The organism is Paenibacillus sp. E222 (assembly GCF_013401555.1).
GTDB lineage: Bacteria > Bacillota > Bacilli > Paenibacillales > Paenibacillaceae > Paenibacillus.
Genome location: NZ_CP058552.1, coordinates 1,542,667 through 1,556,574, shown reverse-complemented (window position 1 = coordinate 1,556,574; position 13,908 = coordinate 1,542,667). Strand labels below are relative to the sequence as shown.

The window sequence follows — 13,908 nt, the reverse complement described above, 5'->3', positions numbered from 1 at the left end:
TCTATAAGTTACATAAAATGGAGTGAAACAGATGAAGTTTAGAAAGATGCTCTTGATATCGTTTATTTCTATTTTTATTTTTGGCAATTTGGGCCTTCACAGCGTAATTGTGCACGCTGCTGATTCCCTTGAATTCAGGGAGCACGATGATTTAATCAATATTCTAAAAGATGGTGATGGAGAAAACCGCGTCTTCGGATTTACAACGAAGAACAAGTTGACCGCATCCAATACCACTTTGCGCTTGTATGTCAATGCGATAGAAGTGGACTCCAAGGACTATGTTGTGGATTATGCCAACTATAGCATCACCTTCAATAAAGCTCCCGACAGAGGTGCCGAGATTCATATTAAATACGGCATTATTCCCGGATTTGAGTGGGAAGAAGGTGCCAATATGGGTTTTGCCTTGCCTGAGGGAGATGGCTCCACACGGAATTTTCCAGTGTCGTTAAACTATACGCTAAATTCAACCAAACAGATCAGTCTTTCCATTGACCTAACGAAGGTAGCCACGTCCCGATTTACCTTCAACGCAACAACGAATACCGTAACCCTATCCGAAAAACAGCAGGTTCCGCACTCCGGTGCCAAAGTCTATTTCTATATCCCTAAGGCTTCTATTTCCAGTAAACCCTCTCCTTCCGAAGAAGTGATTGAGAGTCCGAGTCCGAGTCCAACTCCAAACAAACCATCGGAGCCTCTTGTTCAAATTCCAACAGGAGAGCGCTATCCCGGCAGTATTACGATCAGATCAGGCAATACCATTACCATCAAACTGTCTGAATCGGCCTCCGTTTCCGGGTACACCTCCTATTTAATGGTGAAAAATGCAAGCGGGCAAGTGGTTAGGCAAATAAAGATTGAGCCAGGAAAGACCTTCAGTTTCTCACTAAGAAAGATGGGGCTTCCAACAGGCGGATATTATTTTTACCTAAAATCGGCCAATCAGTCAGGTGAATTGTCTGCTTCTATTCCTCAATTCGTTATAATCAACCATGAGCCTACGAATATTCAGGTGTTTATTGAAGGTGAGAAGCAGGTTTACAAGCAACCCCCGACTAATTTCAAGGGGAGTGTGCTCGTGCCGCTTCGAGGAATCTTCGAATCGTTGGGAGCCGATGTTAAATGGAACAGTTCCACTCAAACGGTTACGGCAATTAGAGAAGGCCGGACTATCGTGCTGACGATCGGCTCTAAAATTGCCTACATTAACGGTGTCGCTGTAACCTTAAGTGCAAAACCACAGATCATTAACGGCGTAACCATGGTGCCACTACGGTTCGTCAGTGAAGCATTCGGAGGAGAAGTAGAGTGGCACGGAGAAGCTGGTTCGGTTACCATTTTTCTAAATAAGCCATCCATTCCTACATCTGCTGAAAGCGAAGAACCGGCTTCGGGAGCAACAAAAACAACAGAATCTGGGTCTTCAAGTACCTCGCCTATTTTAAATAATATATCGAAGGGAATTAATACTCCGTCTGATATTATATTTGTTATAGACGTGACGGCCAGTATGGGTGAAGTAATCGACTATATCAAAGAAACGGTTAAGAGCTTCGTTGATTCCGTACCTGCCGGTTCGAATTTTGCGGTTATCACCTATCGGGACATTAACATTTACAGAAATGGCGATTACAATTTGAAGTTCTTTGATTTTACCCAGGATAAAGATAAGTTAAAGGGGGATTTGAATACATTGGTGGCTTCTGGCGGAGGGGATATAAGAGAATCGGGACTGGAGGCTATTAACTTAGCTACTAATAAGCTCTCGGAGTTCAGCAGCGACAACGCCAAACGGATTATATTCATTACCGATGCCCCTGTCCATGAGTCACTCCCCTTGTCTTCCTTTAGCATTAAAGAAATAGCTGATAAACTGAAAGCAGACGAGATTGTATTTGATGCCATCGCCCCATCAGACGGTGATGCCTACAGACAGATTATCCAACTCGTTAAAAGTACCCCTGACGGAGTTCTCTATGATATCAAAGATGCTTCGGTACTCTCGCTGAACAAGTGATACGTTAGCTGTGCGATCTCTCCCATTCATAAATGAAACGGAATCCCGGACATGATGTGCCGGGATTCCTTTTTGTTCGCGGTTATGGTAGCACACAAATTTATGGTTATAAATGCACCCTGAAGTGGTACATTAACCATAACATATAACCTACAGGTGTGATAAATAGTGTATCTTATTCAAAAAATTAAAGAAGTGACTATGCAATATAACGATGCCAGAAAAGTCATTGGCGAGTTTTTTGATTCTACCATGTTGCATCATTACAAGTTATCGCTTAATAGAACGTGTCCAGAAGCCACCATGGAATTGTTTTGGCTCCACCGTAATAACGAAGGCTTTGGGGTCTAACCCGAGAATCGTCTGGTAGAGCAGCTTTTGGTTTTTGCGTTTCGCCAAAATCTCCATCACCAGTCTGTCCCCATCGCGCCCACTGCCTACCCATGCGGTAACGCCATATCCTTTGTCCCGCAGAGAATTGGCGACATTGCCATCCATCTGATTACAGATCACCTTCACCGTAACATAGCCAAGCGCAATCTTCTCCTCAATCCAAGCACCTAGTAACACACCAAGTCCATATCCTACTGCATAAACAATGAGTGCAACCGTCTGATCCAGATAGCTCAGCACCAAGTTCAATCCGAGTACATAGATCACAATCTCCCCCGTACTGATCAGTGCGGCGATGTATTTCTGACCTTTAAGCGTCAGTATCATACGCAGCGTGTACGCCGATACGTAAACAATTTGAATCAGAAAAATAAACACGAGTATTTTAAACAATTTGCATCCCTCTTTCCTAGGGCGTGTCTGAAAACTCCGCAGGACGCAGATTTTGCCGAATTTCCGTTCCAAGTCAGGAAGTTTTCCGCAGGCGTGCCGAGGCACATCAAGGGAGACTGACGCAGCAAGGGGCGAAAAGGCGGTGAAAGATACACTTCAGCAAGTTTTGAGACACGTCCTAATGATCAGACCTGTTACTGCCAGCCTAAGTTCCTGATCTTCCGTTTGCTCTCAGACTAACCAAGTATTATTAATTCTTATCTTCATCATTGGACGTTATGGTGTGATTTTAAACGGTCTACTTGCAATCGATATGGTGCCAGAACTGCCATTATAGAATTGTTTACTGCGATTATCAACCCGGTAACAGACCTAGGGGCGAAAGGCTCTATCGTTGAATATGCTGAAGCATTAGTAATCGCCGAACACCATGGGATACACCATGCGAACAATCGATACCCATCAATGATACATCAAAAAGGGGGGAGCATCCATGCAGCTATGGCAGGAGATGGAGCAGGAAGGGATGGAAGAACTCCTATTTTGTCACGACCCAAGTAGCGGGCTGAAAGCAGTGGTCGCAATTCATAGTACGGCACTCGGGCCAGCGCTCGGAGGATGTCGCTGCTGGGCATACGCCTCAGAAGAGGATGCAATCCGCGATGCTATGCAGCTTGCTAGAGGTATGACCTATAAATCAGCCGTTTCCGGTCTGCCTTATGGCGGCGGGAAAGCGGTTGTCTGGAATATCCCCACGGAGTGGAAGGTAAACACTTCCCCTGCACAGCCTAAATCCCAAGCTAGTTCTTCATTCCCCATTAAGAACGTCGTGGATTCCGATTCTAGTTCCCATCAACTCACCATTCCCAACACCAACACAGGGCGAGCCCATATCTTTCGAGCCCTTGGACGTTTTCTTGAACGACTGAACGGTCGCTATATTACCGGTCTTGATCTAGGCACCACGTCCACTGACATGGATCAGATCGGATTGGAGACTTCCTATGTGACCGATATGACCGGATCACTGGGCGCACAGGATGACTTCACCGCCGAGATGACCGCTTACGGTGTGTACACCGGCATCGTGACCTCGCTAAGTCATCAAGGCATCGCCACATTACAGGGCATTCCCATTGCTGTCCAGGGACTGGGCAAGGTTGGGTATGCCCTGTGCCGTCACCTGCATGCAGTTGGGGCACGGCTCATCGTGGCAGACGTTGTACCGGAGCGTGTACAACGTGCCCTTCTGCAGTTCAGCGGCGCCACCTCGGCCGATCCGGCCCATATTCACGCCGCTGACTGCAAGGTGTTCGCCCCCTGTGCCCTAGGGGGCGTATTGACCCCGGCAACGGTGGAGGAGCTGCGCTGCTCCATCGTTGCCGGGGCGGCGAACAACCAGCTCAGCCATCGGGAGCTGGTTGTTCGCCGCATGCAGGCGCGCGGCATCCTGTACGCGCCTGACTATGTGCTCAACGCAGGCGGAATCATCAGCACCGCCTACGAGCTGGAAGGCGCAGGGCCCGACCTGATCCGCCAAAAGGTGGCGGGGATTGCGGGCACGCTGTCCAAGGTCTATGCGATAGCAGCGCAGTCTGCCCTCTCCACGGCGGATGCAGCCGATCAGCTGGCAGTGGCTGTCCTGCAAAGCGGAAACCCCCATGCTTAACAACCAATGCTACCGATTTAGCACACTAATTCAATCTTCTAATCTTATAAGGGCTCCAGAATCGAGATCTCTGTTACCGTTCGCCCTATCATTTATTTTCTCCATTTTTAAAATTCAGCGAGTCACATAAAAAATGGGAAATAACGCAAAAAGCCAATCCAGGTCATCAAAACCGGATTGGCTTTAGGCTTTAAGCCACTTTTCTTCACATACACATCTACTACACTTCACATTCAATCTCAATCTGCTACCGTCCGCCTTACCCTTCAACCGTTACAGAGGCCCGCTTCACCCGATGCAGCATCGCCCAGAACAGCATATTGATCACGACCAGGAGCGCTACATAGATCCAGATGCCTGCTGGTAGGGTGCGGATAAATACATGTAATCCCCATAACAAACCCATGAGCGGAAAGAAGGCAAAGATGAGCCAGCCATCACTCTGCCCGGCCACACTAAAGGATTGGGAGAACGGCGGTTTTCGCATCAACAGCTTTCCAGACAGCGGAATAAGTGCAGTTGCCACCAAAAATATAATGATTAGATCAGGAAGAATTCTTAACCCGAAGGTCCACACAAATACGATAGCGTTCAATATAAATACGGGCAGAAACATATTGCATAAGAAAGCTTTCAGCGCTCCACTATATAGCAGATTCTCGTTGGCCAGAGGGGCTGCCCGGAAAGTCCAGAACGCCTTGTATTGCCCGGAATACTTCAGCATAGTCACAACTGAGACAATCAGCAAGAGCACAATATATAGCGTGTAAAAGAAGGAGCTTTCCCTGAATTCTGCCCACGAAGAACTCTGCAATTGGGTGAACCAGAATACATAGGGCAATACAAAAGCTAAACCAACTGAAGGGTATACCTTCAGCTTAAACTCCCTTTCACTTCGCATCATACTGGCAGATAAACGAAAGCACGCTTGCTCCTCTCTGGAACGGGAGAATACCTTCGCCATGATGCGATCCCAACCCCCACGTCTTCGTCCAGAGGCCTGACCTGCGTGTGCCATTTTCTCCAAATACAATTCGAACGAAGGCATAAGCTTCACGTACACCAACAAACTGACCAGCGGAACGATCACAGCAAGCGCCGAGAAAGTATACAGCCAGGCATTTCCCTCGCCGCCGAACAGCAGCTCAAATGCTGCTGCATACCATACCGGAGGCAGCAGCAACTGCCACCAGGCAGGTGTGAACACCATATTAAAATCGATGATACTAAATGAACGTATGACCAGCTGATAACCTGCAGCGATCCCGATGGAGAGCAGAATCTGCACCATATTGATCATGTCCTTCAGTTTCTCCCCATCCAGAAACTTCATCATGAATAGATAGATCAGGGACGTGGTCACCAGAATTAACATATTAATCAGAATCAGTTCCACCAGAAAAAGCAGGAAAAAGCCGATTCCGTGGGTAATCAATCCCGCTATCAGCGGTGCAGCCGTCAGGGAGCCTGTCAGCAGCAGCAGATAAACTCCTGCGTGGATGGCACGGGCCAAGCCAACAGTGCGTCCATTTACCGGCTTGGTCATGATAATATTACGATCCCGAATATCGAGCAGCACCGAAGAAAAGTCGGAGATCATGGAGGTCATGATCATAAACATCAGCATGGCAGTCACTAGACCCATCTGGAGCATATAATGTCCCGTATCCCAGACAACAAACGGAACCATAATCAGCCCCATCAGTGCATACAACCAGAGGGAACGCAGATACAGGTTGCCTTCTTTCTGCTCCTTATTGCCATTGCGCGCTGACAATACCGTTGGCACCCTCCGCTGATCCATCTGGAACTTCACCCGTAGAATCAAACGCAATACATCATAATCCGCCCCTGTTTTGACGATGACAGACCGAAAACGATCCAGAATCTTCAGCGTGCGGAAGTCGGAGGATTCCGCCATATCAGTACACCTCCTGCACGATGGACACGAAGCGTTCTGCAATTGCTCGATGCTCATTGAAGCCCGTCAGTTGATTGAATACTTCCTCTAGTGAGCCTTCCATGGATTGCTGCTGAAGCTGCCTGAACGTACCATCAGCCATCACACGTCCTTCGGCAATCAGAACGATTCGGCTGCTGATCTTCTCCACCACATCCATGATGTGTGACGAATAGAATATGGTTGTGCCTTTGGCCGACAGCTGTGTCAAAATCTCCTTTACCACCATTACACTGTTGGCATCCAGACCGCTGAGCGGTTCATCCAGGAACAACAAATCCGGGTCATGCAGCAGCGCGGAGATCAGCAGCACCTTCTGACGCATGCCTTTGGAGAAGGAAGCAATGCGGGAATGATATGATTTTTCCAGTCCAAAACAGTCCATTAACCGCTTTGCCTTATAATCGGCATCTTCATAGGACAGCCCGTACAATTCTCCTATAAAGGTCAGATACTCTGCCGGGGTTAATTGCTCGTATAGCTCCGCGACTTCCGGTACATAACCGATTCTGCGCTTATATTCCGCGTCACCATCCGCGATATCCTTGCCAAAGATGCGGACCGTACCCACATACCCCTCAACCAGTCCGAGCAAAATCTTGACCGTTGTGCTTTTACCCGCGCCGTTCGGACCGATGTATCCGATCATCTCCCCCCGATTCACTTCCAGATCAATCCCATTGAGCACATAACGCCCGTTATACCGCATACGCAAGCCTTCAATTGACAGTACTTGTTTTTCACTCACTTCGTTATCCAGCCCCTGTCTCTATTATTTCTACAATTCTACTAGTTTACCACAGATTGGGATGTTCATGATCGGAAATACATTGCAACACATGAAATCATCTGGATATCTTCTCAGTATCATTATTCACGTAACAGGGGTGAACACACGAAAAAACCCTTGTCTCACCTAGAGGTGCCGGACAAGGGCTTCACAAGATCATCTCGATGAATAATCTCTCACCTTAACATAAACTCTTATTGAACCTTAACAATCTGGAAGTGTTGATTCGTACCGCCATTATCGGTCCACTGGATTGCAGCAGCGCCGTCTGCCAGAGATTGTCCTGAAATATCAAGCACCTTGCCTGTGCTGCGGTTTTTCAATTTATAATAACCACCGCCCACACTAACCAACTGCCATTGCTGACTGGCCCAGCCGCCATCGTTCCACTGCTCGATAACAGCTCCATCCGCTGTGGAACCATTTTCTACACCGATCAGCTTGCCGCTGGAACGATTAATGATTTTGACATAACCACCACCTGCATCCGTGATCTGCCACTGCTGGCTGGTTGTGCCGCCGTCTGCCCGCTGCTCCAGATCCGCACCATTATCCGCAGAACCTCCGATGACACTAAGCAATTTATTGCTTTTGCGACTAATCAACTGATACGAGGCGTTCGGGTCCCAGACATCGGGCGTATCCACTCCGGTTACGGAACCCGTGGCTGCATCAATGATAACCGTGCTTGCCCAGTTCATCGCCAGACTGGTTGCACTTGGGAAAGACACTGGCAGCCATACATACTTGGAATCCTGCACTGGCCCGCTCCAGGCGCCAGCCCAGCGATCACCCATATAGAGATAGGATGTTGTCTGTGAGCCTTCGACCGGAAGCACGTATGCGGATTGGGAACCGTAGGTTGTACTATCTCCAAAGTTGCTCAGGCCGCTCCAGGTGCCCGTTATGCTGGTAGCGGTCGCATATTTGGCCTGATTCGGATTCCATCCCGTAGCCCCGGATGTGATCAGGAAGTAGACGCCACCCTTTTTGAACATGGCAGGCGCCTCACGATATTGACCCGGCCACAGCGTCGTTACGAGCGATTCCACACCGAGGAAATCAGGAGTCAGCTTGTAAATATTCAGGTCGGCATTCACTTTGGTCGCGGAGATGAGATAAGCCGTTCCGTTGTCGTTGTACACCGTCATGTCTCTCGAATCATAGCCAAGCGGACGATAGCTGCCCACATACGTATAATTGCCATCCACTGTACTTGAGGTGGCTACAGCCACTCTGGCTTCACCATAGTCGACTCCGTTTTCCTTATGCATCCAAAGAACATACTTACCTGTTGCACTGTTATAGATGACTTTCGGACGTTCGATGTTGGAAATGTTCAACTCGGCAGCCGAGCTGCTGGTGAGCACATCATTGCGATACTCCCAGTTTTTCAGATCTGCTGAGCGGTATACAGAAACCGCCTTGAACGTCCCATTAGGATTGCGATTCTCCCCAAACCAGTAATAATACCCGTTAGCCTTAATCATCCCGCCCCCATGGGCATGAATGACATTGCCGTTTGTATCCTTGAACTGTACCCCGTTGGTCACACTGAGTGGAGCAGCGGAAGCCTGTTGTCCCGGAGCGACCAGCATGCCCAGCGATTGCAGCGCCAAGATTAGAGCAAGCAGATAACATAGACGACGAGTGAAACGATGTGAATTTGTTTTCTTTTCCAACCAACTCTCATTCATGGAATGATACACCTCCGTAATTTACTTATAAAGCGCTTACAATAAAATCGATACGTCTCTTCTTCCTCCGATCGATGATGCATTTCATAGACTACCTATATCTCAGATTGGCTCGGCACTCACCTCCTGATTACGATTGTATCCGCCCTCCTCCTGCTCGAATAGTGAACAATACGGCGGAACATGTACGATTACACACTGAACTTATGGAGTGAACAGCAAAAAGACGCTTCATCCGAAGCGTCCTCTGTTATACATAAGCCAAATCCCTATAATATACGTTATCTCCAGCTAAACTTAGATTAGCTGCAACAACATGTTGTTCATATTCGTTAGCTTGTGTAATAACATTGTCCTATGTGCTAACGCTTTTCTTAATTTTCGTCGTCAAAATCCTGGTCAACCGACAGCACTTTGCCTGTATTGGCATCGATGTCTACATCGGCTTCGCCATTTGCAGTTCTCAGTTCCACTTCATAAACATAACGGCCGTTATCATGATCCAGTTCGATTTCGGTTACTTTTCCGCCTGTCACCTGTTTCAGGGCAATGTTCGAAGCTTGTGCCTCTGTCAGTTTAACCTGTTTTGAAGCAGAGTGATTGGAAGACGTACCTGCCACAGTGCCTTTATAATCATCGTCGTCATCGTAATCTTCATCATCGACTACTGCAAGGATTTTACCTGAGTAAGCATCCAAACGAACGACAACGTCGTTGCTTCCTTTTTTGTCGATTTCAACTTCATAGAACGTTTGGCCGTTTCTGCGCTCCAGATCCACATCATCCACTTTGCCATCCGTTGCTTTCAAGGCTGCTTCTTTTGCCTGTGCGACTGTCAGCAATGTATCTGTGTTCTGGGTCTGTGTTACTGATTGTGTAGTGGACGTTTGCGTAGGCTGAACCGATTGTCCATTTACACTCCCACTGGCCAGAGCGGCTGATCCTCCGAGCAGCACCGCTGCCGACAAGCTGCCAATCCATAGTTTATGTTTGTTCATCATCATTCATCTCCTCGTTGTTGTTCTCGTTCTCGTCTACAGTTATAGATTAACCTGTACGAATGAGAGATCAGCGAGAGTCAGATTAGAATTTGATGAGAAAAGGAGTGAGCACCTCACATTATTCCTTAGAATAGCAATGTGACTGGCTTCATGCAGAGTTTTAAACCATCGTGAAGTCCCTAATCCTCGTCCTCATCCCAAGTAACCGAACGAATCGCGCCTGAAATGGCATTCACCTGCACAATGGCCTCACGACCGTCCTCCAGGTCAATTTCAACCAGATAATACGGATTGCCACTATTCGTTCCACGGAGTTCGATATCATCCACTTCCCCGGGAACCTTAGCCAGTGCCTTCTGCTCTGCTTCTTTCTCGCTCAGAAATGAAGTCTTGGTGCCTTCCCCTGTCGTCGGGTCGGGTGAAGAGGATTCCAGCGTCTTTGAAGACTGTTTCACTCCGGTATACGGATCAATGGTCCATTGCTCCCGACCATTGTCCTTTATCTTGAATACCGCCAAATACACCGGGCTTCCCTGCTGCTCGACAAGTTCAAGGGATACCAGTTCGGCATCTGTTTGTTTCAGCAATTCCGTCTTGATCTGTTCCCGGCTCCATAACGTCTTCTCCTCGGCTTGCGGGTTGGACTCCAGCCGTTTAATGGAATTCACGGTCGCCGTAACCGCATCAACTTGTACGTCATACAGTCCGGTTTCGGAGCGGAGCTGCATAATATAGGTTCCGTCCTTCAACGTGGAATTCACGATTTCTCCCGGATATTGATCCAAGACCGATTGGGCCGCTGCTTCTGCTGTTAACATCACGCGGTCTGATTGCCACGGATTCCACCACATAATCGCTATAACGGCAAGGAGAGCCAGGAATCCCGCACCCCACCAAAATGAACGTCTCGGCTTCGCCCATCCTTTGCGTCGTTGTTCTTCCCGTTTCATTTCCGGACGCCCCTCATGCTCTTCCATCACGTTTCCTCCCTTACGCACTCTCTTATGATCCGAAATCGTACTGTGTTACTAGTATATAAGAGAAGAATGAGATTTTCATGAGAGTGATCCGTTCTGTAGGGATGTGGGCAAAATAATCGAAGCCTCGGTTCCTCTACCCTCGGTGCTGTTCAATTCAATACGTGCGCCCACGGCCTCTGCGATATCTTTGGCAAGGGAAAGTCCCAAGCCCGAACCACTTGCTCCGCCGCTGCGTGTTCTGGCCTGATCTACGCGATAGAAACGGTCAAACACCTTGGACAATTCCTCTTCCCGCATACCGATTCCCTTATCCACAATACATATCCGACTTTCCTGCCCCTGTGCCTCCAGCCGAACTTCAATGGCATCCTCACTATACTTACGAGCATTGTCCAGCAAAATAAAAAGCAGCTGCTTCAGCTTGCTCACATCGCTAATCACCCATATCCTGCCCGGATCATCACAGTGGACTTCCCGATGATAGGCTTCGCGAAATGCACGTGTGGAATCCAGCGCAAGTTGGGTGATATCCACCCGTTCCAGCTGTACATTCCACTGCTCTGGCTGCTTTGCCAGCAATAGCAGCTGCTCGGTCATCTCCCGCATGCGCACGGATTCGGACAGAATGGCTTCCACCGCCTCGTCGAATACTTCGGGTCGTTCCTTACCCCTTCGTTGCAGCAGACTGGCATAACTTTCAATGATGGTTAAAGGTGTTTTCAGTTCATGAGAAGCATCGGAAACAAAGCGCTCCTGCCGCTCGAAGTTGGATTCGAGCAGATCCATCATGCGGTTGAACGTCTGCCCCATCGTTTTCAGCTCATCCTTTGATTTTTCGTCGAGCGGAAGGCGCTTGAACTGTCCGCTCGACTGAATATCACTCATCGTGCGTGTCATCTGCTGGATCGGCCGTGTCATCCGGTTCGCCAGAATACGGCTGGAGATGATGGCCGGAATCAGCGCGATGATGGTCACGGCAACAAGAACTGTACGAAGCACAGACAGGCGATTCTCGGTATCCTCTATGCTCTCGGTGACTTGTAGATTCACCACTTCTCCGTCCGGCCAGATCACTGGAACAGAGACCCAGACATAGCCGATTGGCCCAACGTGGGTGTATTCGGATTTTTTTTCGCTTTCGTACTTGTAGGACAGCTTGCTCAGCTGCTCCTCTGCCGAGGTCGTCACCGGCGGGGAGCTGGTGCCGTCTTCATTGACGATCCGCAGCATGCCGTCCAGCGGCGCGTAGGCCCGGAGCAAGTCATCCGGCGGAATGGAGCCGGCAGACTGACGCACTCCTTTTACAATAGACTCGGCCTCAGCCTCTACCCGCTTGATCTCGTTATCGATCGACATTCGTTCAAACACGATATACACCGACAGATTGACAGCAATCAGCAGTACGGCGAACAATACGGACGAGTATCCGTAGATTTTGCTGCGCAGGCTCATACTTGCTCCTTCAGGACGTAACCAACACCCCGAACGGTATGTATTAAGGGTGGTGTGAATCCGTTATCGACTTTTTTGCGCACATAACGGATATACACATCCACCACATTGGTATCTCCATAATAATCGTATCCCCATACGGCTTGGACAATCTGGTCCCGGCTCAGCACCTGGCGCTGGTTTTGCAGCAGATACACCAATAGATCGAACTCACGCGGGGTAAGCTCAATCGGTTGACCATCCCGGGATACCTCACGGGTTCCTTCATTCAGCTTCAATCCACCTGCGGTGAGCCAGCCTGTCTCATTATCCGCCGTGTGCTCCGATGATTGCGCTGTGTCCCGTGTGACCGAAGAGGAAGAATGGGCAGCAGCCGAGGCAGCACTCAGGCGCAGTGCAGCACGTACTCTCGCGAGCAGTTCTTCGATCCGGAACGGTTTTGTAATATAGTCATTGGCCCCCAGATCGAGTCCGGAGACTTTGTCTTCCACAGAGTCTTTGGCTGTGAGCATCAGAATGGGCACGGTCGCATCTTTGGCACGTATCCGCCGCAGCACTTCAATGCCACTCAGACCCGGCAGCATAATATCCAGCAGAACCAGATCCCATTGCCCGTTCCCATACATCTCCAGCCCTTCCGTTCCGCTGCCTGCCTTGCCTACCTGATATCCCTCATACTGTAATTCCAGTTCAAGCAGGCGTGCAATTTTGGGCTCATCCTCGATCACCAGCACCGCTTCATTCATGCAAAGCTCCCCCTCATTCCGTCATTCTATTCTCCCGTTATATTACAATACGAATTACAATTTACCTAAGGCATCCTCTACCAAGTCATCCCCGGCGATCAGATCAAAAGCCATTCGATACGTCTTCTCCTCCTGGAGGGAAGCAGCGATGACACGAGCCACATCTTCACGTGGGATACTACCCGGTTTCAAATCTGTTCCTACAGAGATTTTGCCGGTACCCGGCTCATTTTTCAAACCTCCAGGACGGATAATGGTGTAATTCAGATCACTTGCGAATAACGCCCGATCAGCATAATGCTTCGCCACGTAATACGGCTTAATGGCCTCTGACCATTTCTCCCGTTGATCTGCCCCAAACGCACTGACCAGAATATATCTGGTAATTCCCTGCTGCTGCGCCGCCTCCATGGTTTTGACTGCACCATCGAGATCTATGAGCAATGTTTGGTCTGCACCCGTAGATCCACCGGAGCCTGCTGTAAATACAATGGCATTGTGATCCTTCATTGCCTCGGCCAGATCATCCACGCTGCCTTCCAAATCACCAATTACGACATTGGCACCGAGCTGCTTAAGTAGGTCTGCCTGCTCCGGTTTGCGAATCATCGCGGTGACCTGATGTTTCCCTTCCTCCGCCAGTTGCTGCACCAGAAATTTGCCAATTTGTCCGTTCGCTCCAATTACGAATACGTTCATATATCATTCTCCTCCCGGTTTTCCTAATTTATAAACCAGCTATTTTTAAACCAGACTTGTCTTTAATTTAAACGAAAGCCGACGCTTCTAAGCGCCGGCTGCTAT

11 protein-coding genes are annotated in these 13,908 nt (G+C 48.8%); 2 read left to right on the top strand and 9 right to left on the bottom strand.

Going from position 1 to position 13,908, the window contains the following annotated elements:
- The first annotated feature begins 31 nt into the window (after positions 1-31).
- Entirely contained in the window at positions 32-2,023 is a 1,992-nt protein-coding gene (locus HW560_RS06970) for a stalk domain-containing protein (RefSeq protein ID WP_179262503.1), read from the top strand.
- Positions 2,024-2,293: 270 nt separating this feature from the next.
- Here the strand turns inward: HW560_RS06970 and HW560_RS06965 are convergent, their stop codons facing one another.
- The gene (locus tag HW560_RS06965; RefSeq protein ID WP_090903135.1) at positions 2,294-2,809 is read right to left on the bottom strand and encodes a DUF2179 domain-containing protein; all 516 of its coding nucleotides are present in this window, start codon (positions 2,807-2,809) and stop codon (positions 2,294-2,296) included.
- Between the two features lie 493 nt (positions 2,810-3,302).
- Between HW560_RS06965 and HW560_RS06960 the strand changes: the two genes are divergently transcribed.
- The gene (locus HW560_RS06960) at positions 3,303-4,478 is read left to right on the top strand and encodes a Leu/Phe/Val dehydrogenase (RefSeq protein WP_179262501.1); all 1,176 of its coding nucleotides are present in this window, start codon (positions 3,303-3,305) and stop codon (positions 4,476-4,478) included.
- 259 nt (positions 4,479-4,737) lie between these two features.
- Here HW560_RS06960 and HW560_RS06955 read toward each other — a convergent pair whose 3' ends face one another.
- From HW560_RS06955 to HW560_RS06920, 8 genes are all read right to left on the bottom strand, one after another.
- Positions 4,738-6,399 carry a hypothetical protein gene (locus tag HW560_RS06955; protein ID WP_179262499.1) on the bottom strand — a complete coding sequence of 554 codons (1,662 nt, stop codon included), beginning with the start codon at positions 6,397-6,399 and terminating at the stop codon, positions 4,738-4,740.
- Between the two features lies 1 nt (position 6,400).
- The gene (locus HW560_RS06950; RefSeq protein ID WP_090903130.1) at positions 6,401-7,186 is read right to left on the bottom strand and encodes an ABC transporter ATP-binding protein; all 786 of its coding nucleotides are present in this window, start codon (positions 7,184-7,186) and stop codon (positions 6,401-6,403) included.
- 236 nt (positions 7,187-7,422) lie between these two features.
- Complete coding sequence (locus HW560_RS06945) at positions 7,423-8,925, bottom strand: RICIN domain-containing protein (RefSeq protein WP_179262497.1); 1,503 nt, start codon at positions 8,923-8,925, stop codon at positions 7,423-7,425.
- 374 nt (positions 8,926-9,299) lie between these two features.
- A complete protein-coding gene (locus tag HW560_RS06940; protein ID WP_179262495.1) occupies positions 9,300-9,923 on the bottom strand; it encodes a PepSY domain-containing protein in 624 nt (207 codons plus the stop codon).
- Positions 9,924-10,105: 182 nt separating this feature from the next.
- A complete protein-coding gene (locus HW560_RS06935; RefSeq protein ID WP_179262493.1) occupies positions 10,106-10,903 on the bottom strand; it encodes a PepSY domain-containing protein in 798 nt (265 codons plus the stop codon).
- Between the two features lie 78 nt (positions 10,904-10,981).
- Positions 10,982-12,358 carry a sensor histidine kinase gene (locus tag HW560_RS06930; RefSeq protein WP_179262491.1) on the bottom strand — a complete coding sequence of 459 codons (1,377 nt, stop codon included), beginning with the start codon at positions 12,356-12,358 and terminating at the stop codon, positions 10,982-10,984.
- Complete coding sequence (locus HW560_RS06925) at positions 12,355-13,104, bottom strand: response regulator transcription factor (protein WP_179262489.1); 750 nt, start codon at positions 13,102-13,104, stop codon at positions 12,355-12,357. Before HW560_RS06925 ends, HW560_RS06930 begins: the two co-directional genes overlap by 4 nt.
- A gap of 54 nt (positions 13,105-13,158) precedes the next feature.
- Positions 13,159-13,803: an SDR family oxidoreductase gene (locus HW560_RS06920; RefSeq protein WP_179262487.1), complete on the bottom strand. Its 645-nt coding sequence runs from the start codon at positions 13,801-13,803 to the stop codon at positions 13,159-13,161.
- Positions 13,804-13,908 lie beyond the last annotated feature (105 nt).

Excerpts from the sequence above, each read along its gene's own strand:
- HW560_RS06920 (WP_179262487.1), bottom strand. The coding sequence starts at position 13,803 with ATGAACGTATTCGTAATTGGAGCGAACGGACAAATTGGCAAATTTCTG.
- HW560_RS06960 (WP_179262501.1), top strand. The coding sequence starts at position 3,303 with ATGCAGCTATGGCAGGAGATGGAGCAGGAAGGGATGGAAGAACTCCTA.
- HW560_RS06930 (WP_179262491.1), bottom strand. The coding sequence starts at position 12,358 with ATGAGCCTGCGCAGCAAAATCTACGGATACTCGTCCGTATTGTTCGCC.
- HW560_RS06940 (WP_179262495.1), bottom strand. The coding sequence starts at position 9,923 with ATGAACAAACATAAACTATGGATTGGCAGCTTGTCGGCAGCGGTGCTG.
- HW560_RS06925 (WP_179262489.1), bottom strand. The coding sequence starts at position 13,104 with ATGAATGAAGCGGTGCTGGTGATCGAGGATGAGCCCAAAATTGCACGC.
- HW560_RS06945 (WP_179262497.1), bottom strand. The coding sequence starts at position 8,925 with ATGAATGAGAGTTGGTTGGAAAAGAAAACAAATTCACATCGTTTCACT.
- HW560_RS06955 (WP_179262499.1), bottom strand. The coding sequence starts at position 6,399 with ATGGCGGAATCCTCCGACTTCCGCACGCTGAAGATTCTGGATCGTTTT.
- HW560_RS06935 (WP_179262493.1), bottom strand. The coding sequence starts at position 10,903 with ATGGAAGAGCATGAGGGGCGTCCGGAAATGAAACGGGAAGAACAACGA.
- HW560_RS06970 (WP_179262503.1), top strand. The coding sequence starts at position 32 with ATGAAGTTTAGAAAGATGCTCTTGATATCGTTTATTTCTATTTTTATT.